The 19,960-nt window shown below is 35.8% G+C and carries 16 protein-coding genes; 12 read left to right on the forward strand and 4 right to left on the reverse strand.

Annotation, left to right across the window (positions count from 1 at the left end; genetic code table 11):
* Nucleotides 1-497 precede the first annotated feature (497 nt).
* Complete coding sequence (locus tag MHI04_RS06700; protein WP_036127095.1) at nucleotides 498-2,984, forward strand: S-layer homology domain-containing protein; 2,487 nt, start codon at nucleotides 498-500, stop codon at nucleotides 2,982-2,984.
* A 75-nt stretch (nucleotides 2,985-3,059) separates the two neighbouring features.
* On the opposite strand, the gene MHI04_RS06705 is transcribed toward MHI04_RS06700, so the two are convergent.
* Both MHI04_RS06705 and MHI04_RS06710 read right to left on the reverse strand, forming a co-directional pair.
* Nucleotides 3,060-4,187: an acyltransferase gene (locus MHI04_RS06705; protein WP_342535433.1), complete on the reverse strand. Its 1,128-nt coding sequence runs from the start codon at nucleotides 4,185-4,187 to the stop codon at nucleotides 3,060-3,062.
* Between the two features lie 309 nt (nucleotides 4,188-4,496).
* Nucleotides 4,497-5,489, reverse strand: a complete 993-nt coding sequence (locus MHI04_RS06710) for an acryloyl-CoA reductase (protein ID WP_342535434.1) — start codon at nucleotides 5,487-5,489, stop codon at nucleotides 4,497-4,499.
* A gap of 332 nt (nucleotides 5,490-5,821) precedes the next feature.
* On the opposite strand from MHI04_RS06710, the gene MHI04_RS06715 reads away from it, so the two are divergent.
* The 11 genes from MHI04_RS06715 (at nucleotide 5,822) to MHI04_RS06765 (ending at nucleotide 17,568) form a co-directional block, all read left to right on the forward strand.
* Nucleotides 5,822-6,409 carry a TetR/AcrR family transcriptional regulator gene (locus MHI04_RS06715; protein ID WP_036127086.1) on the forward strand — a complete coding sequence of 196 codons (588 nt, stop codon included), beginning with the start codon at nucleotides 5,822-5,824 and terminating at the stop codon, nucleotides 6,407-6,409.
* 373 nt (nucleotides 6,410-6,782) lie between these two features.
* Complete coding sequence (gene rocF / locus MHI04_RS06720; RefSeq protein WP_271912690.1) at nucleotides 6,783-7,688, forward strand: arginase; 906 nt, start codon at nucleotides 6,783-6,785, stop codon at nucleotides 7,686-7,688.
* 279 nt (nucleotides 7,689-7,967) lie between these two features.
* Nucleotides 7,968-9,395 carry an amino acid permease gene (locus MHI04_RS06725; RefSeq protein WP_271912692.1) on the forward strand — a complete coding sequence of 476 codons (1,428 nt, stop codon included), beginning with the start codon at nucleotides 7,968-7,970 and terminating at the stop codon, nucleotides 9,393-9,395.
* 200 nt (nucleotides 9,396-9,595) lie between these two features.
* The gene (locus MHI04_RS06730) at nucleotides 9,596-10,369 is read left to right on the forward strand and encodes a DUF817 domain-containing protein (RefSeq protein ID WP_058843355.1); all 774 of its coding nucleotides are present in this window, start codon (nucleotides 9,596-9,598) and stop codon (nucleotides 10,367-10,369) included.
* A gap of 130 nt (nucleotides 10,370-10,499) precedes the next feature.
* A complete protein-coding gene (locus tag MHI04_RS06735; RefSeq protein WP_342535435.1) occupies nucleotides 10,500-11,078 on the forward strand; it encodes a pyridoxamine 5'-phosphate oxidase family protein in 579 nt (192 codons plus the stop codon).
* A 192-nt stretch (nucleotides 11,079-11,270) separates the two neighbouring features.
* The gene (gene vanR, locus MHI04_RS06740) at nucleotides 11,271-11,963 is read left to right on the forward strand and encodes a VanR-ABDEGLN family response regulator transcription factor (protein WP_197412989.1); all 693 of its coding nucleotides are present in this window, start codon (nucleotides 11,271-11,273) and stop codon (nucleotides 11,961-11,963) included.
* 22 nt (nucleotides 11,964-11,985) lie between these two features.
* A complete protein-coding gene (locus MHI04_RS06745; RefSeq protein ID WP_342535761.1) occupies nucleotides 11,986-13,080 on the forward strand; it encodes a HAMP domain-containing sensor histidine kinase in 1,095 nt (364 codons plus the stop codon).
* An 88-nt stretch (nucleotides 13,081-13,168) separates the two neighbouring features.
* Entirely contained in the window at nucleotides 13,169-14,086 is a 918-nt protein-coding gene (locus MHI04_RS06750; RefSeq protein ID WP_058843359.1) for a serine hydrolase, read from the forward strand.
* Between the two features lie 89 nt (nucleotides 14,087-14,175).
* Nucleotides 14,176-14,571 carry a VOC family protein gene (locus MHI04_RS06755; protein ID WP_342535436.1) on the forward strand — a complete coding sequence of 132 codons (396 nt, stop codon included), beginning with the start codon at nucleotides 14,176-14,178 and terminating at the stop codon, nucleotides 14,569-14,571.
* Between the two features lie 365 nt (nucleotides 14,572-14,936).
* Complete coding sequence (locus MHI04_RS06760; RefSeq protein WP_342535437.1) at nucleotides 14,937-16,070, forward strand: CamS family sex pheromone protein; 1,134 nt, start codon at nucleotides 14,937-14,939, stop codon at nucleotides 16,068-16,070.
* A gap of 241 nt (nucleotides 16,071-16,311) precedes the next feature.
* Complete coding sequence (locus tag MHI04_RS06765; protein ID WP_231744974.1) at nucleotides 16,312-17,568, forward strand: NtaA/DmoA family FMN-dependent monooxygenase; 1,257 nt, start codon at nucleotides 16,312-16,314, stop codon at nucleotides 17,566-17,568.
* Between the two features lie 427 nt (nucleotides 17,569-17,995).
* On the opposite strand, the gene MHI04_RS06770 is transcribed toward MHI04_RS06765, so the two are convergent.
* Nucleotides 17,996-18,922 (reverse strand): TIGR03943 family protein, encoded by a 927-nt coding sequence (locus MHI04_RS06770; protein WP_036127048.1) that lies wholly within the window; start codon nucleotides 18,920-18,922, stop codon nucleotides 17,996-17,998.
* An 11-nt stretch (nucleotides 18,923-18,933) separates the two neighbouring features.
* The gene (locus MHI04_RS06775; RefSeq protein ID WP_342535438.1) at nucleotides 18,934-19,932 is read right to left on the reverse strand and encodes a permease; all 999 of its coding nucleotides are present in this window, start codon (nucleotides 19,930-19,932) and stop codon (nucleotides 18,934-18,936) included.
* Nucleotides 19,933-19,960 lie beyond the last annotated feature (28 nt).

Raw genomic sequence — 19,960 nt, forward strand, 5'->3', positions numbered from 1 at the left:
CTGGGGCTAATATTCATTTAATCGATTTAGACAAAATAATTTTAGCAATCAACTAATTATTAACCTAGAATTTAACACTGATAGAGCTTTAATTTGGTTCAGCTATTATATTAAGAAAGTAATAAAACAAATGTAAATGAAAAAGAACTGATTACATATAATCCCTTTAAGTAGGTGAACTTTATGCCTATTCTATCTATTTTTCTATATTATAGAAATTTTCTATGAAAAGATTACCTATATAACCAATCTAGTAGTAAAATTACCTTATTTTTAGCGTTTATTTATTGGTAATCTAGTTATATTATTGTCTTGTAAAGCAAATTACAGTTTGATTGGGATATTTAATCTTGGTAAATTTAGAAGTTTGCTTTCCCTATAATTGGTTGTAATTATTATTTGCGAGAACAATTTATACATATTTTAACAATTGAATAGCGCGATAATATTGTTCTCACAGAATAATATAATTTATTAGAATTCTGGAGGAATATACTATGAAGAAACAAAACAAAGGTCGTAAATTTTTCGCAACTACTGCAACAGCAGCACTTGTAGCATCAGCAATCGTACCAGTAGCATCGGCTGCCGAATTTAATGATGCAGATAGCATTTCATCTTGGGCAAAAGAAGCTGTACAATTTTTAACTGACAAAGGCTACATCCAAGGTGATGAAAAAGGGAACTTCAACCCAGCTGGTACGCTTACTCGTGCAGAAGCTGCTGAAATTTTATCAAAAGCTTTAGATTTAAAAGCTACAGGAACAGAAGATTTTTCAGATGTTGATGAAAATGACTGGTTCTATAATGCAGTACTTGCAACTTCACCAGAATTATTTGATGGTATGGGTAATGGCAGATTTGAACCTAAAGCTCAATTAACAAGAGAACAAGCTGCGAAAGTTATCGTACAAGGCTACCAATTAACAGGTAAAGCAGACCTTAGCCAATTCGCAGATGCTTCGAAAGCTTCTAAATGGGCTGTATCTTACTTAGAAACGGCTGTTGACAACGGCGTAATCAATGGTAAAGGTTCATTATTAGCACCACAAGATAAAATCAGCCGTGAAGAATTCGCTACTATGGTAAAACGTACAATTGATGCAACTGTGAAAGAGGTAACACCAGCTGTAGCATCTGTAAAAGGGTTAAATGCAAAAGAGCTTGAAGTAAAATTCAACACAGCTGTTGATGCAAAAGATGCGGCAATCACAACGAAGTATGCTATTGAAGGCGTAGCTATCACAAGTGCAGTAGTGGCTGAAGACGGCATGTCTGTTACTTTAACGACTGATAAGGAGTTAAAATTAACTAACGGAAAAGTGACTGTAAAACCAGTCAAAACAAAAGCAGATGCTAAAGTTTTAACTGAAGAATTTAACAATTTATTAACTTTTGCAGATACAACACCTGTTAGTGTGAATACTGTAGAAGCAAAAGGTACTACAGCAGTGATCACTTTCGATGAGCTTGTACAAAATGAAGGAACAGTAAGCTTAAATGGTACTGAACTGTCAAAAGATCGCTATACTTTATCTGGTAAAAAATTAACAATTACTGGATTGACAGCTGAGCAAACTTATAAAGTAGATATTGTTGGTGCCACTGATTTCGCGAATAATATCGCGAATCCTATCGCTGTGAACTTCACAGTTGCTAAAGCAGATGTAGATAATTCAAAACCAACTGTTTCAACAGCTGTAAACGGTACAGAAATTACGTTTGATTTCTCAGAAGAATTAATGAAACAAAAATTTGTTGTAGATGCTGATGCTTCAGTTGAAGGGTATGCGAAAGTAACTGTAGGATCAACTGTTTTCTACTTAAAAGATGCTGATTTGAAAGATGTAGCTGATAAAACTGTATTCACGATTGATGCGAAAGCAGTGTTAGGTTCATCAACATTTATTAATACAAATATTAAAGTAGAAGGACAAAAAGATGTAGCTGGAAATGCTGGAGACGCATTTGAGTTCAATGCTATTCTAACTAAAGATACAACGCCTGCTACACTTGTCTCTGCTTCTACAAAAATGTTAGTAGCTGATGATGTGAAGGTAACTACAGATGTAGATGCTTTATACCTTACTTTTAGTGAGCCTGTCAAAGTAGATGGTATTTTAACAATTAAAACTCAGAACGGTATTGCTTACACTGCTGGAAAAGAAATAGCGGTAAAAGACGTTAAAGGTACTGGTTACGATGTAGATGGTAATGGCAAAATTGAGGGTGCAGAGAAAAACACAGTTAAAGTTGACATTGATTTAGATAGCAATTCAACATACACATTTGAATTATCTGCTGGAGCAGTGAAAGATTTATCTAAAAACGTGACTGCAGAGACGATTACATTTAATGTTACAACTGGAACGTTCGAAGCTACACCTGAAACGCCTACAGATTCATTAGTATTTGGAGCTACACCAGTTGTTGTAACAAATAACAATGTATTCACTGTTGAATATGCTACAGATGTGACTGCTACAGCAACAAATGCTGCTAACTACACACTTGGCGGAAAAGAGCTACCTGCTGGAACTCAACTTCAATTTGTAGATGGTACTAAAAAAGTCCGATTCACTTTACCTGAAGGTTCTATTACTGCTAATGGTAATTATGTACTTGAAGCTAAAAATGTAGTTGATACAAAAGGAAATACACTTAAAAATGGGAAAGCTACAACTCAAGTAACACTGAAAGAAAATATTGTCCCTGTAGCTTCTCAAGTAACAGTAGTAGATAATAAAACATTTATCGTAGACTTCTCTGAAAGTATTGTAAATGAAGCTACACCAACAGGTTTAACAGTGAAAATTGCTGGCTCTACTGTGAAAATTACTGCTGCTGTTGTAGAAAACGGTAAACTTAAAGTGACAACTAAAGATCAATATGCTTTAACAGATAGCATTGTAGTAGAATTCAAATCAACTAACTTAGCTGATGTGAATAACAATAAAGTAAAAGACGGTTCTATTTCAAAATAATTCAACCTGTCAATTATAAGAAGCCCTGTAGAGATATCTCTACAGGGTTTTTAGTTTTATGATAATCTATGAATTTTATTTATAAGGGAACTTTTGCGGAATAGGCCCAAAAGCAATCCAATGGTATTTGAAAAATCTGCCCATTAACAGCACAATCATCCATGTAATAAATAGAGCAAAGATAAAGCCGCCAGCACTCCATAGGTGATAGAGGACACTATTGCCGCCAGTACTAATTTGTCTGTAAAGGAAAAGGAAAAATGGATGCAATAGATAGACGCCAAATGATACTACTCCTAAGTTTATGAAACCGTTGACCCATGCATGGTTCCATTTATTATAGATCCAATAAGAAAGCTGTAATAAGACGATACAGGCTGTTAAAGATTGGAGCTGAAAAACTAGTTCAAATATGGTGCTGTTCACTAAATAGGTTTGTGACGAAAAAACATAGTAATATAAATAAACATTATAGATAGTAGATAATAGCCCTACACACCATATAAAAAGGAGGGGGATAGGAAAATTTCCTTTTTTTAATTGAAGCCATCCTTTATATTTTTCAAAATAAATACCTAAAAATGCACCAGCTAAAAAATAGCAAATATAAGAGAAAGAAATACTCCCTCTATAGGGATACTGCCAAAACTCTGCATTTAATAGAATAAAGGCCCATTGAAGAACGAAGCCAATCCAAATTAGATGAGGAGATAGGGCTGGCTTTTTCTTTAAAACATATAAGAATAAAGGGAATATAAGATAGAACTGTACAATGATAAAAATATAATATAAATGGGTGTACGCTTTTCCTATTAATAGTTTTTTGAGAAATTCAACACTAAATAAAGCATGCCATGTGGATACTAAATCATGTGTCACATAAAATTGCATGGCTGTATAATAAAAAATAGAAAAAAAGAGATAAGGGATGAGAATTTGTGTCACTCTTTTTTTATAGAAACGAATGATAAGCTCTTTCGTTAGTTCTTTTTGTATATAGTTGTAAAATAAAACGAATCCGCTTAAGAAAATAAAAACAGGAACAGCGAATTTGGGAAAAATATTGAGAAATACATATAGTGGATAAAATTTTGATTCATTAGATAATGCTGTAACTGATGTACTAGTAGAATGGATGAGGAGTACAGCAAGAATGGCTAATGCACGTGTAATATTTAATTCATTGATATGTGCTCGCTTCATATGATCATCTCCAAAAGTTGATTATAGTTTTCAGTTCCCAAAATGCTGCCTACATACTCTATGGGTATGCTTGTTAATGTTAAATTAGACAAACATTATCGTCTGAATTTGTTTAAAGTGAGCAAGTGGGTCGTTCATGAATTACTATAAATGGCCATTATGTCAGGGAGATGTCAGCCAAAAAAAAGCTACCACGCTTTATATGCGTAGTAGCCTTTGTATCATTGATGATGACTATCAATATTTTCTGGGAAATAAAAAGGGGAATGAGATAGTATATCAAACCTTTTTAAATTTAAATCGAATAGCTTATAAAGTAACAAGGATTCTTCCTCTTGCTTGGCCTCTCAGTAAAAGAGGTAAAACATTTGGAAGTTGCTGTAGTGTGACCTCTTGCTGAATGAAATTGCCAAGGTTTACTGGTTTAAAATCTGTCGCAAGGCGCTGCCAGATGTTTAAGCGAATATCCATTGGACAATAAACAGAATCAATTCCAAGTAAATTTACCCCTCTTAAAATGAAGGGGAAGACACTTGTAGGAAGCTGTGTGCCTGCAGTTAAACCACTAATCGCAACAGCACCTCCGTATTGAATTTGACTTAATAAAGAGGCGAGTGGCTCTCCGCCAACAGAATCAACAGCAGCCGCCCATTTTTGTTTACCTAATGCTCTAATCTTCCCATCATAAACTTCTTCCCGAGTAACGATTGAAGTAGCCCCAAGATTATTTAAAAAGTCCTGTTCAGCTTTTTTTCCTGTGCTTGCTTCTACTTGATAACCAAGTGTTGAAAGAATAGAGACCGCAAAACTACCGACACCACCTGTTGCGCCAGTAACAAGAATTTTTCCCTTTTCAGGGTTAATGCCATTGTCCTCTAATTTTTTGATAGACAATGCAGCCGTAAATCCTGCAGTACCAATTACCATTGCTTCCTTGAGCGAAAGCCCTTTTGGAAGAGGCACAATCCATTTAGCAGGGATACGAGCATATTCACTAAAACCACCAAAATGAGAGACCCCTATTCCATAGCTAGTCGCAATGACCTCATCACCTTCGTTAAAGCGAGGGTCTTCAGAGGAAACAACGACTCCAGCTAAATCAATACCAGGAACAAAAGGATAGGAAGTAACGATTTTACCATCAGGAATAGAAGCAAGACTATCTTTATAATTAATGCTTGAATAATGAATCTTAATTAATACCTCACCTTGTGGTAGGTCTGCTAATGTCAATTCGTTTACTTTAACTGTAAATTCTTCCTCTTGATTGACAACTAACGCTTTAAAACTTCCTATTGTCATAGTAAACATCCCCTTATCATTTAATTCCAATAAACAGTAACAAAATTATTCTGACCGGTCAATATAAAATTGGAGTTTACCTATTCTTCCTGTATAATAGCTTTAACTTGATTCAGTATATGTTTTTGTATTGTTATGTACAGAAATCCCTCTCATTTATAATGGGAGATAGCCGTTGAATCCTCATAAAGCCGCCAGCGGATGTCTCAGTTTTTTGAAATGAGCTTTCGAGCAAAATCAAAAAAATCTGGATGCATTGTTTCTTCGCGTACAAGCGAAGCGTCAGCGGCAATTACACTGAGGCGTAATTGATTAAATCACCGGAGGCATCTATGAAAAAGAAAGAGGAAGAACGTAAAAAACAAATTATGAAAGCAGCCTTTAATGCTGTTTCAAAGTTAGGTTATGATAAAGTTACACTACAAGACATAGCCGATCATGCCAATGTTTCAAAAGGGGTAGTTCACTACTACTTTACAAGTAAACAAAATATATTATTGGCATTACTGGAATCCACTACGAGCAAAATCTATAGTGTTGAAATACAAGAAATAGGCAAATATCAAACAGCTATAGAAAAGCTTCAAGCCTACTTAAACGCTGTTTTTGTGTCACCCCAAGATAATAAAAAGTTTTACAGAGTCTATTTAGATTTTTTAGCCAAGGCAAACGGCAATGAGGATTATAAAAGAATCAACTTAAAATTTTATGAGAATTGCTGGGGAATTGGTCAAGAAATTATTGAATTAGGAAAAAGGGAAGGTGTGTTTAGCCCAAACATTGATTCCTTAGCCTCTGCAAAAATGATGAGAGCAATGATTGATGGTTCGTTAATACAATGGTTAACTTGTGATTTAGAAGAACAACATAAATTTTATAAAGAAACCTGTTTGAATAGTATTGTGAAATTATTAAAATAGGGATAATAAAGCCTAATTACTATTGTAGTAAGGCTTTTTTTATGTAGAAAAAAAGGGGTTAATTTGAATAAATTAGAAATTATTTATCAATATATTATCTTTTTTGCTAAAATTACCATCTTAATTTTCAAAAAAACAATGGAAATAGAATATTTTTAATATTCATTTTGGTAATTTATGTAAAACGATAGCTTAAAATAGGAAAAAATTGTTTTAATATTCACTGAAATAGCGTTTATGCAATCGTTTATACAAGCAAATATCTATGTTTTCAATAATTTAAACTGTATAAAAATTTAAAATAATGTCGAGTTGAGTCAGTATATCATTTTCTTTATACTGTGAAAGTAATTATTGGAGAGGAGAAATGATCATGAATAAAGAAGTGACAATTATTGGGGTACCCATGGATTTAGGCCAAACTAGAAGAGGGGTAGACATGGGACCAAGTGCTATTAGATATGCAGGGGTAACGGAACGACTTGAGGGCCTTGGTTATTCCATACATGACGAAGGGGATTTAACCATTGACATCGAACAGGAAGATAAAGAAATAGAAGGAAAGACAAACTTAAAAAATTTAAAAACGGTCACAGAAAGTAATGAAAAACTAGGTCAGAAAGTAGATCATGAAATTTCCTTAAAACGTTTTCCTTTAGTTTTAGGTGGAGATCATAGTATTGCGATTGGCACATTAGCAGGTGTCTCAAAGAATTATGAGAATTTAGGTGTCATTTGGTATGATGCACACGGTGATCTAAACACAGGTGAGACATCTCCTTCAGGAAATATTCACGGTATGTCTTTAGCTGTAAGTTTAGGTCTTGGCCATCCTGCACTAACGAATATCGGAGGCTATGCGCCAAAAGTTAAGCCTGAAAATGTTGTGATTATTGGTGCTCGTGATTTAGATCCAGGTGAAAAAAAGCTTATTAAAGAAATTGGTATTAAAGTGTATACGATGCATGAAATCGATCGTTTAGGGATGACAACTGTAATGTCACAAACAATTGATTATTTAAAGGAGCGTACCGACGGTGTTCATTTATCTTTGGATTTAGATGGACTTGATCCAAACGATGCGCCAGGTGTAGGAACCCCAGTTGCAGGTGGTATTAGTTACCGTGAGAGCCATTTAGCGATGGAAATGCTATCAGAAGCAAATATCATTACTTCTGCAGAGTTTGTTGAGACAAATCCAGTATTAGATCAATATAATAAAACGGCAATTGCTGCTGTAGCTTTAATCAGCTCTCTATTCGGTGATACATTACTGTAAACAAAGGATAGTGACATCATTTCTCTCGTAAAGGAAGAACTTTTCTTAGACTATAAGGTCGCCACAACCAAATATAAGAAAGTAGCTCTCCCTAAATAAAGTTTACTATAGAAAAAGCAAATGCTCTAGCACATCAATAGCCTTTATTTTGTCAGAAAATTGACAGTTTATAAAATATATTAACTTGAACATCTATCAATTATTTAAATTTCAAATAGTTATCTGTCGTGCACGAAAAAAAGAAAGTGCTTACAAGATAATTAGTGTAAGGAGTTTTTTATGGCAGCAGAACAATATGAATTGAAAAGAAGTATGAAAGCTAGACACTTATTTATGATTTCTCTCGGAGGATGTATTGGAACTGGTTTTTTTCTTGGCTCAGGGTACACCATTAATCAAGCGGGGCCAACCGGTGCCATTCTAGCTTATTTAGTAGGCGGAGCAGTAATGTATTTAACAATGCTATGCTTGGGTGAATTATCTGTTGCTATGCCAGTATCTGGTTCATTCCAAACATATACGACGAAGTTTATCGGTCCTGCCACTGGTTTTGCTGTTGGCTGGCTGTACTGGCTAGGCTGGGCAGTAACTGTTGCACTCGAATTTTTAGGTGCTGGACAACTTATGCAAAGGTGGTTTCCTGATTCTCCAGTATGGATGTGGTGCCTAATATTTGCTGCACTGCTCTTTGTCTTGAATGGTTTATCTGCAAAAGCCTTTGGCGAAGCAGAATTTGTCTTCTCAAGCATTAAAATTTTGGCCATCCTGATGTTCCTTGCGGTTGGGGGAGCAGCTATGTTTGGGCTGATCGATATGAAAAATGGAACAGATGCCCCATTTCTTACTCATTTTTATGAGGGTGGTCTTTTTCCAAATGGTTTAACAGCACTGCTCATTACCATGATTACCGTGAATTTTTCATTTCAAGGTACAGAATTAATCGGTATTGCTGCTGGAGAGAGTGAAAATCCCGAAAAAACAATCCCTAAATCTATTAAACAAACCGTGTGGCGTACGCTGTTCTTCTTTGTGTTATCTGTCTTTGTATTGGCAGCTATGATTCCTATGGATAAAGCGGGTGTTGTTGAAAGTCCATTTGTTGTTGTATTAGATAGTATAGGGATTCCGTATGCAGCAGATATTATGAATTTTGTTATTCTAACAGCTTTATTATCGGTCGCTAACTCGGGTTTATATGCTGCAACACGTATGCTGTTTTCTCTTTCCGTTGAAAAGATGGCAAGTCCATTGTTAGGGAAGGTGAATAGAAGAGGAATTCCAATGAATGCATTATTGATTACCCTTGCTGTTGCTGGTTTGTCATTATTGTCAAGCGTATTTGCCGCTAATACCGTATTTGTGTGGCTTTTATCCCTAGCAGGTTTAGGTGCACAAATTGGGTGGATTGCAATTACTGCTTCTCAAATTGCATTTAGACGCTCCTATTTACGCCAAGGAGGAAAAGTGGAGGATTTAAAATTCAAAGCACCATTCTATCCGGTTATTCCTATTTTAGGATTATTGGCAAACTGCATCGTTATGGCAAGCTTGGCTTTTGATCCCGCTCAACGATTAGCCCTTTACTGTGGTGGAGCTTTCTTCATTGGCTGTTATATTGTTTATTATTTAAAAGTGAAAAAAGTTACAAATTTAGTAATAAACCAACAAGAAGTCCAGTTAAAATTAGATCAAAAAATGTATCTTTAAGTAATAAGAGTAGCTGTATTATGTGGCTACTCTTTTCTTTATTAATAAAGAACAACAAAGACGAAACTACCAAAGAATAGTTCCAAAATAAAACGAAAAAATTTATCGTTTTTCGATAAAAAAATATTGAAATAGGATAATTTATCGTTTATTCTTCATACAAGAATAAATTTAGTTTTGAGCTAATCTGAGGTGGATTCATGTTAAAAAATTTTGTTAAAGATTTAGGAATCTTTACGTATCAACAATCGTTATCCTGTATTTTTCCTGTTGTAATATTTATTACACTTGCATTTTCTAGAGCTGTTCCAATACCAGGTGTAGCAAGATACGATTTCATTCTAGTCATCTGTCTATTGACGCAATACTTGATGTATAGATTTGGATTAGAAACAAAGGATGAAATAAAAGTCATCTGTCTGTTTCATATTATTGGACTTGTGCTAGAACTGTATAAAGTAAATTTTAATTCTTGGTCTTATCCTGAAGAGGCGTGGTCAAAAGTGGGAGGTGTGCCATTATATAGTGGATTTATGTATGCTAGTGTGGCGAGTTATATTTGCCAAGCCTGGCGTAGATTCGATTTGAAAATCGTGAGTTGGCCAAAAAGTTATGTAGCCATTCCACTAGGAGCCATGATTTACTTCAATTTCTTCACCCATCATTTTATTTATGATTTTAGATGGCTGTTAATGGCATTACTTTTTGTGGTGTTTTATCGAACAATGGTCAAATTTAAGGTGCGAAATAAAATCTATCAAATGCCCATCGTTGCGTCTTTCTTTTTGATTGGCTTTTTCATTTGGATTGCTGAAAATATCGCTACTTTCTTTGGGGCATGGTCATATCCTAATCAAGAGGTAGCATGGTCGATTGTGCATTTTGGCAAAATAAGCTCTTGGTTTTTACTTGTAGTCATTAGCATTCTGATTGTTGCACAGCTTAAATTATTTTATCGAGATGCAGGTGAATAAATAAAGTGCATAACTAACTTTCATTTCAATATTTGAAAGTTGTACCCATCCCTTTTCATAAAACTGTCCCTTTTTTAGAGGGCAATCCTGCTGTAGACTCCTCTTTAGTAGAGGATAGGGGGATAAAAAGATGAAAACAGACATTCGAATGTTGCAAAGAGCTTGTACAGATGAAAAACAAATTCAACCATTTTTAAAAGACGCACAAACCGCTTTTCTTGGTTTAGTGGATCAACATACACCATATGTTCTGCCACTAAATTATGTCTTCAAAGATGGGAGTTTTTATTTCCACGGTGCCAATGAAGGCAGGAAAATAGACATCCTAACAGCCAACCCAAATGCATGTATTTCTATATGCGAGAATTATGGAACAATGGTAGATCCCATTCCTGCTAACACGGATACAGCTTATATGAGTGTCATCGCAAATGGTTTGGTGGAAATTGTCACAGATTTAGATGAGGCTACTGAGGCAATGCAGGCAATGCTTGATAAATATGTCCCAGGTTATTATCACGCCCCTTTGTCGAAAACACATATCGAAAAGTATCAATCATCACTCGGGAGTAAGACGCTTGTTCTGAAAGTAAGGCCAACCAATTTAACCGTAAAAGAGCATAAATTAAATGAACAAATGCACTATTATTCAGGCAGAGTGGTAACACAGGATTTGAATCGGAAATCTACTACTGTGGCGACCAATTGAACAAATTAAATATCGAATAACGATAAGGCTTGGGATTCAATATGGAAAGTAGAGTTGGAAAGAGGTTTTTTCCATCTCTACTTTTTTATTGCGCTTTAAATAACCTATTCTTATTAATAGATATAGCTATTCGTAAGTGCTATAATGCCTGTGAAAAATCATTGGAAATTGTGTAAGTAGAAGGAGAGGACAATTCATTTGAATATTTTAGTTGTTGACGATGAAAAAGAAATTGCAGATTTAATTGAGTTATATTTAAAAAATGAAAACTACCATGTATTTAAGTACTATACAGCTCAAGAGGCTCTGGCGTGTATTATGCGGGAAAATGTGGATTTAGCTGTTCTCGATATTATGATGCCAGAGATAGATGGCTTTACCATTTTACAAAAAATCCGAGAAACATTTAATTTTCCAGTGATTATGCTTACGGCAAAGGAAGAAGAGATTGATAAAATAAATGGATTTTCTTTAGGAGCAGATGATTATATAACAAAGCCATTTCGTCCATTGGAATTGGTTGCTCGTGTCAAGGCACAAATAAGAAGATTTACATTGTACAACCAAGGTTCGAAGCAAACAGAAGATATCATTGATTTCGCTGGTTTGATGATCAATCAGAACACACGGCAGGTCTTTTTAAATGAAAGACAGGTATCCCTAACCCCTACGGAATTCGCAATTCTATGGTATTTGTGTACAAATCGAGGGAAGGTCATTAGTTCAGAGCAATTATTTCAAGAAATTTGGGGGGACAAGTATTTTAACAGCAATAATACCGTAATGGTTCATATACGACATTTAAGGGAAAAAATGAAAGATTCTGCGGAAAACCCAAAATTTATTAAAACTGTTTGGGGAGTGGGGTATACCATTGAAAAATGAGTTTGGCGGATTGAAGAGGAAGATGATTTTACAAATCGTTTTTATTCTTATTATAGCAATCATAATAGGTTTTATAATCAACTTTGCATTCATTGATGGTGTTTTACAAGCTCCCTTTGCAGATGCTTTTATAGCCTTTTGCGAAAATGTCTTGCAGCTCGATTACTTTGCTGCACAAAATGCCTACAATGTGTTATTTCAACAAAATAAACCTCTTTGGCTTACTATAGGATTTATCCTATTATTGTTGATCATTTTTTATATTGCCCTCTCTCGTTTTACTCGTTATTTTCATCAAATTAGTAACAGTATCATTATGCTTGCAGATGAGTCAGAGAAGGAAATTCATCTTCCGACAGAGCTCGATTTTTTAGAGAAGAAATTAAATGATGTGAAATATAAATTAGAAAAGCGTGCGAGGGATGCACAAGAAGCAGAACAACGTAAAAATGATCTGGTTGTTTATTTAGCCCATGATATTAAAACACCCTTAACATCTATCATTGGTTACTTAAGCCTTTTAGATGAGGCAAGGGATATGCCTGTTGAGCAAAAAGAAAAATATGTAACGATTACATTAGAGAAATCCTATAGACTAGAACAATTAATCAATGAGTTTTTTGAAATCACAAGATTTAATTTACAATCCATCGTTTTAGAGAAAGACCTTATTCCTCTTAACTATATGTTAATGCAAGTAGCCGATGAGTTTTACCCATTGTTAGCACCAAAGGGTCAAAAAGCCATCGTCAATATAGATGGAGAGATGACTATCTATGCAGACAGAAATAAATTAGCAAGGGTATTTAATAATATTTTAAAAAATGCAATTGCCTATAGTGAACCCAATAGTACAATCGAAATTAGTGCACAAAATGAAAACAATCAAACGTTTATTTCATTTAAGAATACAGGGAAGACCATACCGCCTGAAAAATTAAAGATGATATTCGAAAAGTTTTACCGTTTAGATAGTGCAAGGTCTACACAAACGGGTGGTGCTGGACTTGGTTTAGCCATTTCAAATGAAATTGTGCAAGCCCATGGAGGGACGATTACAGCTACTTCTCATCACAATCAAACCGTGTTCATAGTTATGATTCCAACCAATTCTTAAGAAACCTTAAGAATTCACTAATAGTTAATTAAAAATAAGCTCCTTTTTTTATGGTTCAATAAAAGCATAAAGAGAAGGAGTTGTTTTTATGTTCACAAGAAAAGGTATTGTAAGTATATTGTTCCTGTTCATGATCGTATTTGTTTATTTGATATTGAAAGAAACACCTGTAACATTACGTCAGGAGATGGTTGATTCACCAAAAGTAATATCGACGATGAGTAGCGATATGCTCAATATCGATTTATATAGTTCTAATGCCATTTTAGTGAATTTAGATGAAAATCAAGTACTATTAGATAAAAATAGTGAGGAAGTCATTTATCCTGCATCTTTGACGAAAATGATGACTGTTTTAGTCGCGATTGAGCAAATTCCAAGCTTACAAGATGAAATCGTTTTACCTAAAAACATCTTTAATGATTTATACGAGGAAAATGCTTCAGTGGCAGGTTTTCTTCCGAATGAGAGGTTGACGATAGAGGATTTATTGTATGGTTCCATGCTGCCATCAGGTGCAGAGGCATCCATTGGTTTAGCTGAATATGCTGCTGGTTCAGAACGGAAATTTGTAAAGCTTATGAATGATAAGGCGCAGCAACTGGGAATGAAAAATACTCATTTTATGAATACAACAGGACTGCATCATCCAGATCATTATACAACTGTGAAAGATATGTCACTACTCTTACAATATGCCTTAACAAATGATGAGTTTCGAAATGTTTATACAGCAGAAAGATATTCTATTAAGTCAACGAACCTTCATCCGGAGGGTATTACATTTACTAATCGAATGTTTCAGCATATGACATCAAGTGTATTGCCAGGAGGGAAAATCCTAGGTGGCAAGACGGGTTATACAGAGGATGCAGGATTATGTTTAGCAAGTTTAGCAACTGTTAATGGACAAGAATATGTGTTAGTGACAGTAGGAGCTGAAGGAGGTCCTCGGACGGAGCAATATAACATTACGGATGCATTTTCTGTGTATAGTCAATTGTAAAACTGGTGACTATTTTCTATATGTTTTAATTTTCAATCTTTTTGAAAATGCTATATAGTGAATATATTCATCTTGAAGGAGAGGGTACTATGGGAAGATTAGTTCATTTTGAAATCCATGTAAATGATATGGAGCGGGCAAAGCATTTTTACGGGAAAGTATTTGGCTGGTCATTTCAAGACTGGAGTGACTATGCAGGCATACCGTACTTTGGAGCAGTGACAGGTGAGGAAGATGAACTTGGTATTAATGGTGCGTTAATGCAACGACAAGGCCCACCACCAGAAGTCAATCAAGCGTTGAATGGCTTTGCTTGTACCATGGGTGTCGAAAGTTACGATGGAACAGAAGCCAAAATTCTTGAAAATGGTGGCAAAGTAGCTATATCGAAACATGCTTTACCTGGGATGGCATGGCAAGGCTATTATATCGATACAGAAGGCAATATTTTTGGCATTCACCAACCTGATAAAAATGCAAAGTAGCATTCGCTCCATAGTCGAGGGGTAATGCTCAAAAGTGGGGAAGCCGCTTCAGTTGGAGGTTGCGCTGGGAAAGTGAGGAAGTTGCTTAGAAAAGATTGGTCTCGGCTCATTGGAAGAGCGACCTCCTTATAAACATGAAGAAACCACTCCAAAGCTAGAAGACTGCACCTGATCAAAAATAAACTTTTCTCACAACCATCTACAATAGTAAAGACCTATGTTCATTTTTTCTTGAACATAGGTTTTTTTTGATCTCACTATAGAATGGTGATATTTGTAAATATATGATGTTTTGTTTTGTAAAATTTGGTATGGTTAAATTATGGAAATATTAAATATCTACATATGATCAAGGAGTATTTGTGATGAAAAAGAGAAAGTGTTTATTTAGTTTAATCGCATCCATAGGGTTATTAGCATCTTGTAGTAGTGGTGAGGTTGAGCCTGATACGACGAATGAAAAAATGTATATTTCATCTATTCAAAAAAAGGAAGCCTATGAAATTCAACAGCCTGCAAAAAGTAATATTGCGCGAGGCTTAATGGTTAACAATATGAATAATGCGTTAAATATAAATGAAATAGAGAGGGGACTCATGGATTTATCTGTGAATCATTTTGCAACTGAAAAGTATTATTTGCAGGAAGGTCAATATTTGGATGAGCAAATGATTAAGCAATGGTTAGGGAGAAAAACAGAGGAAGGTATTGGCTTGAACCCAGCCATTGAAACTAGAACTGGTGATGTTTTAGAGGATGAGAAAAAGTATCCGCTAATTCTCTCTCATGTAGTAGAACATAATTTTATTCATAAGGAAAGTAACAAGCTAGAGGGAATGTCGATTGCGATATCGTTAAATGAATTTTATGATATACGTGTATCGGATGACAAAGGGTTAATTTACACAGGACAAGTGAAAGTAGATCAAAATGATGATGATAGCAATGATGTGAAAAATTACGGCAAAAAAATAGCTGGCAAGATCATTCAGGATATAAGAAACAATAAAAAGATACCGGAAGTCCCTATTTATTTAACTTTATATCAGGAATCCAATATAAATGATATTATTCCTGGCTTATTTTTAGCTGAAACCTTTATTGCAAAAGGAGAAAATACTATAGCAAAGTGGTCTGAGATTGATAAAAAGTATTACTCATTTCCATCAGAGGCATTATATAGCTTAGATCAAAATATGTATAATAAATTATTAATTTTTAAAGAAGATATTCAAGCAGGGTTTAAGCATTTAAACCCTAAAATTATAGGGAGACTTCGCTATGAAGAGGGCAAATTAACAGATATTAAAATGGAAGTACACGCGCCGCTAATCAATGATGCAGAATTAGTAGGCTTGTTACAACTGATTAGTACAAAATTAAATACGATTTTATTTGAGTATATCCCTATTACCGTTCGGATCATTGATCAGAAGAAGGATGTGGGAATTGTTCTATGGGAACCGACAGAAAAACAAATTTTCGCAAATCCTATCTAACTATCATGTAAAAAGTCGTCGCAACTCAAATGAGAGACTCATGATTTTCCATGGGGCATAGTAAACGAAAAGTAATAAATAGCAATCAAAATAACAGGTCCTTATTCATTAGGTACCTGTCTTTTTTTGTATGTAAAGGATTTGGTTGCAATATTTAAAAAGTAAGCCTATTATGAAAATGATAATCATTTTCAATTAAAGAGAGGAGAATATAACAATGAGAAGACATCTTATTATTGGCATGCATATAGCTGTACATGGTAATCATGGTAAGAAGGGTGCGTTACTTGATGAACATATTGCATTTGCACAGCGTGCTGAGGAAGCTAAATTAGATTTTTTATTTAAGGCTGATTATTTAGTAGCACATCCAGAATTAATGGCTAAAACAAAAGGAACGGTTGGCTTAGATCCTAGCTTTTTAATGGCAACGGTGGCACGAGAAACTAAGCAGATTGGTTTAGTGACTACCATCTCGACATCCTTTATACCACCATATTTGATTGCACGTCAATTGCAATCGTTGAATTGGATTAGTGAGGGACGAGTAGGCTGGAATATCGTCACTTCCATTGATGGGGCCAATAATTTCAGTAATGAACCTATGGCTTCATCAGAGGAGAGGTATGCTAAAGCCTCAGAATGTATAGAGGTCGTGAAACAGCTATGGCATAGTCATCCCTATGAAGTATTAGAAACAAATGGTGATTTAGAGAAAATAAATGAGCTTGTCAAGCCGATTGAGCATGAGGGTGAGTTTTTCCATATTAATGGCCCTTTAAATCTACCTATGCATCCAGCAGGAGATATACCATTCTTCCAAGCAGGTGCATCGGATGTAGGTCGTCAATTTGCGGCTACTGTTTCCAATGCGATTTTTGCAGCGACACCTGCTATGGAGGTGGGTGTTGAAATGCGTAATGACTTGCGTAAACGCGCGGTTGAGGTTGGTCGTTCAGCCGATGATATTCGGTTATTACCAGGGCTCTATTTCTTTATAGGCGATACATATGAGGAAGCACTCGAAATGTACCGTCAAGCACATGCACATTTAACACTTGAGCGTCGCTATAGTGCTCTAGAATCAGTGATAGGCATGGATATTCGTCATTTGGCACTGCAAGATCAGATAACGGCTGATATGCTGCCGCCAAAAGATCAAAAAGTACGTAGTAAAACACATGCCGATTTGGTGCGTCGTTATATTATCGACAATGAACCAACTGTTGAGGTATTGCTTGCACGTCCAGAAGTAATTGGCTCAGCTCACCTTGTGGCAATCGGCACGCCACAGGACATTGTCAATCAAATCATTACTTTTTATGAGGAGGGTGCATTGGATGGCTTTATTGCTGTACCAGGTGGACCTCCGAAATCTTTAGATTTATTCTTTAGTGATGTGATCCCTATGCTAGTAGAGCGGGGGCTATTCCGTGCTGAATATGAAGGGAGCACATTACGTTCCCATTTAGGTCTAGATGTACTATTACCCAATTAATAGATGAAAAAGGTGATGTCAACGGCAGAAACAGTCATTTTGAAAGGCGAGGGGTTGATTTCTGTTCCGCCAGCGTCCTTTCCAGGGGCGTCCGATAAGCCGCTGCTCCAATCCACCATGTGGTAAAAGGATAGACTCTTATTTTCAATGTGGAGAAGTGATGAGTGACAACACCAGTAGTGAATACCTTCACTTTATTTGAAAAACTTTGCTAACAAGAAATATTTTTATAGAGTGGAAGGCTACTTGACTCCCGTGGGATAGCAAGACAGGCGAGCCTCTAAACGGAGCGGCTCGGCGCTCGCCCACAGGAAAGCAAGTAGCCTGCAACGGAAATCCTTTTTCACCTTTCACAAAAATTCTATGGATCGTTTTGTTTTTCAACACTATGAAAGGGCAAAGATATAAACTTTGCCCTTTCATGTTGCTAGAAACTCATTCGAATATTTATGGGGTAAAGATATGGTGATTCAGGCTGTTCAATTGTTACCCAATCATCAATATGAATAACGGGTAGGCTTGCACCCTCATAAGTTGTTTGACCGATTGTACCGATTACCTCAATCCATGTATCCTCTTTGATAGTTGGAACCTCAGGAAATTCTGTCAAAAAGCCTACGATACTTGCATCAGCAACACAATGGGTAATAAGGAATCTGGAAACCACTAGTTGCTTTTCTGTAAAGCTATCTTCTTTCAAAACAAAGCCTTTTAACTGGATTTGCTTCCCTAAATAGTTTGCTAGATGTTGATGCATGTCCTCGTAATAAATCGTATAATCCTCATCTGTCATTTTCAGCATAGTTTGTTGAGATAGCTGTTGCTTTAATTGTTCATATTGCTTTTTTGTCATTTCCTGCTTTTCTTCCATTAGTTTAGGGTCAGGATCATGCTCGTCATAGATATTTTCATCAATCGTTTCATTTGAAGTGAGGTAATCCTCAATTTTGGATGGTTGACTTTGCTGAGTGAGAAAGAAGGCCCCACCCTTTTTATCAGCGATTGCAGCATCTAAAATTTTGGCAGGCACGAAGAAGCCCGTCAAAATCGGTGTCATAATAATAAGATAGGCTAGCCATTTTTTGCGTGTAAAGACTGAATGACCATGGTCATGATGTGAACAGCAAGCATGTCCACTGTCGTCGCAATGATGAGTCGTCTGGGTAAATGATATGACTCTTGTTAGCTGAACAAGAAACAGTATAAAAAATAAAATGGCAGCTGTTTGGCTAAGGCTTTCATATTTGGGGTTAATGAATTTTGTTAGTTCCCCGGTCCAATGCAGGCTCGCAATCATAGCTGAGAAAGCAAGTAGAATAAGGGCTCTTAGCGCTTGCTGAACGTGAAATTTCATGGTTTTCCCCCTTAGAGATACGGTGAAAGAATCCATATACTAATATAGACAATGATAGCCACTAAGGCGGCTAACCAGAAGACAAATTTGAAGCGAAATACGCTCATTAACATAATGGTATTTTTCAAGTCAATCATGGGACCAAAAACAAGAAATGCAAGAATGGATGGGGTTGAGAAAGTAGCACTAAAGGATGCCCCAATAAAGGCATCTGCCTCCGAGCAAAGTGAAAGAATAAAGGCTAAGCCCATCATGACCAAAATAGAGGAGGATACGCCATCTCCAATTTCTACGAGTGTTTTGGTAGATACATAGGTTTGGACAAAAGCAGCTAAAAATGCCCCAATAATTAAGTATTTGCCCATATCAAAAAATTCATCAATGGCATGTTTGAACATATTGAATAGTTTTGTGACAAAGGATATTGGTTGGTTAGCTGTTGCCAATGAATGAGGTTGTAAGGAGCTTTTAAATTGTGAACCTTTAAAAAACAAGCTAATGAGTAATGCTACGACAATAGCGATAACAAAACCTAGCAGCATTCGTAAGCTGGCTATTTTCAAATCATTTCCAAATGCCATATAGGTAGAGAGAATAACGATTGGATTAATGAGTGGGCCAGTTAACATAAAGCCTATAGCTGCATGAATCGGTACACCTTTGGCAATCAATCTTCTCACAATAGGCACGATTCCACATTCGCAGGCTGGAAATAATGCACCTACAAGACAGCTCATGACAACGGCCATTACCGCATTTTGAGGAATCCACCTTTGAATATGTTCCTCTGTGATAAAAATCTGAATAAAGCCCGCAATGATGATACCAATTAACACAAACGGTAATGCCTCAATTAAAATACTTAAAAAAATAGTATGCAGACTGAGTAAAGAGGAACTTAAATCACTTAATGCTGAGATATTGAATAACAGGAATGGTAGCAAGCTTCCTAATAGCATGAAGATGAACCAAAAATTCAATACATATCTTGATAGATGGAGACGTTCCACATGTACCTCCTTAAAGTGTAATGATTAC

It is taken from the genome of Lysinibacillus sp. FSL K6-1151 (assembly GCF_038630755.1).
Lineage (GTDB): Bacteria > Bacillota > Bacilli > Bacillales_A > Planococcaceae > Lysinibacillus > Lysinibacillus fusiformis_D.

What these genes read in the sequence shown, in the direction of transcription:
- rocF (WP_271912690.1), top strand. Translation starts at nt 6,783, where the DNA reads ATGAATAAAGAAGTGACAATTATTGGGGTACCCATGGATTTAGGCCAA.
- MHI04_RS06710 (WP_342535434.1), bottom strand. Translation starts at nt 5,489, where the DNA reads ATGACAATAGGAAGTTTTAAAGCGTTAGTTGTCAATCAAGAGGAAGAA.
- MHI04_RS06770 (WP_036127048.1), bottom strand. Translation starts at nt 18,922, where the DNA reads ATGAAATTTCACGTTCAGCAAGCGCTAAGAGCCCTTATTCTACTTGCT.
- MHI04_RS06705 (WP_342535433.1), bottom strand. Translation starts at nt 4,187, where the DNA reads ATGAAGCGAGCACATATCAATGAATTAAATATTACACGTGCATTAGCC.
- MHI04_RS06760 (WP_342535437.1), top strand. Translation starts at nt 14,937, where the DNA reads ATGAAAAAGAGAAAGTGTTTATTTAGTTTAATCGCATCCATAGGGTTA.
- MHI04_RS06735 (WP_342535435.1), top strand. Translation starts at nt 10,500, where the DNA reads ATGAAAACAGACATTCGAATGTTGCAAAGAGCTTGTACAGATGAAAAA.
- MHI04_RS06730 (WP_058843355.1), top strand. Translation starts at nt 9,596, where the DNA reads ATGTTAAAAAATTTTGTTAAAGATTTAGGAATCTTTACGTATCAACAA.
- MHI04_RS06755 (WP_342535436.1), top strand. Translation starts at nt 14,176, where the DNA reads ATGGGAAGATTAGTTCATTTTGAAATCCATGTAAATGATATGGAGCGG.
- MHI04_RS06725 (WP_271912692.1), top strand. Translation starts at nt 7,968, where the DNA reads ATGGCAGCAGAACAATATGAATTGAAAAGAAGTATGAAAGCTAGACAC.
- MHI04_RS06765 (WP_231744974.1), top strand. Translation starts at nt 16,312, where the DNA reads ATGCATATAGCTGTACATGGTAATCATGGTAAGAAGGGTGCGTTACTT.
- MHI04_RS06745 (WP_342535761.1), top strand. Translation starts at nt 11,986, where the DNA reads ATGATTTTACAAATCGTTTTTATTCTTATTATAGCAATCATAATAGGT.
- MHI04_RS06700 (WP_036127095.1), top strand. Translation starts at nt 498, where the DNA reads ATGAAGAAACAAAACAAAGGTCGTAAATTTTTCGCAACTACTGCAACA.
- MHI04_RS06750 (WP_058843359.1), top strand. Translation starts at nt 13,169, where the DNA reads ATGTTCACAAGAAAAGGTATTGTAAGTATATTGTTCCTGTTCATGATC.
- MHI04_RS06715 (WP_036127086.1), top strand. Translation starts at nt 5,822, where the DNA reads ATGAAAAAGAAAGAGGAAGAACGTAAAAAACAAATTATGAAAGCAGCC.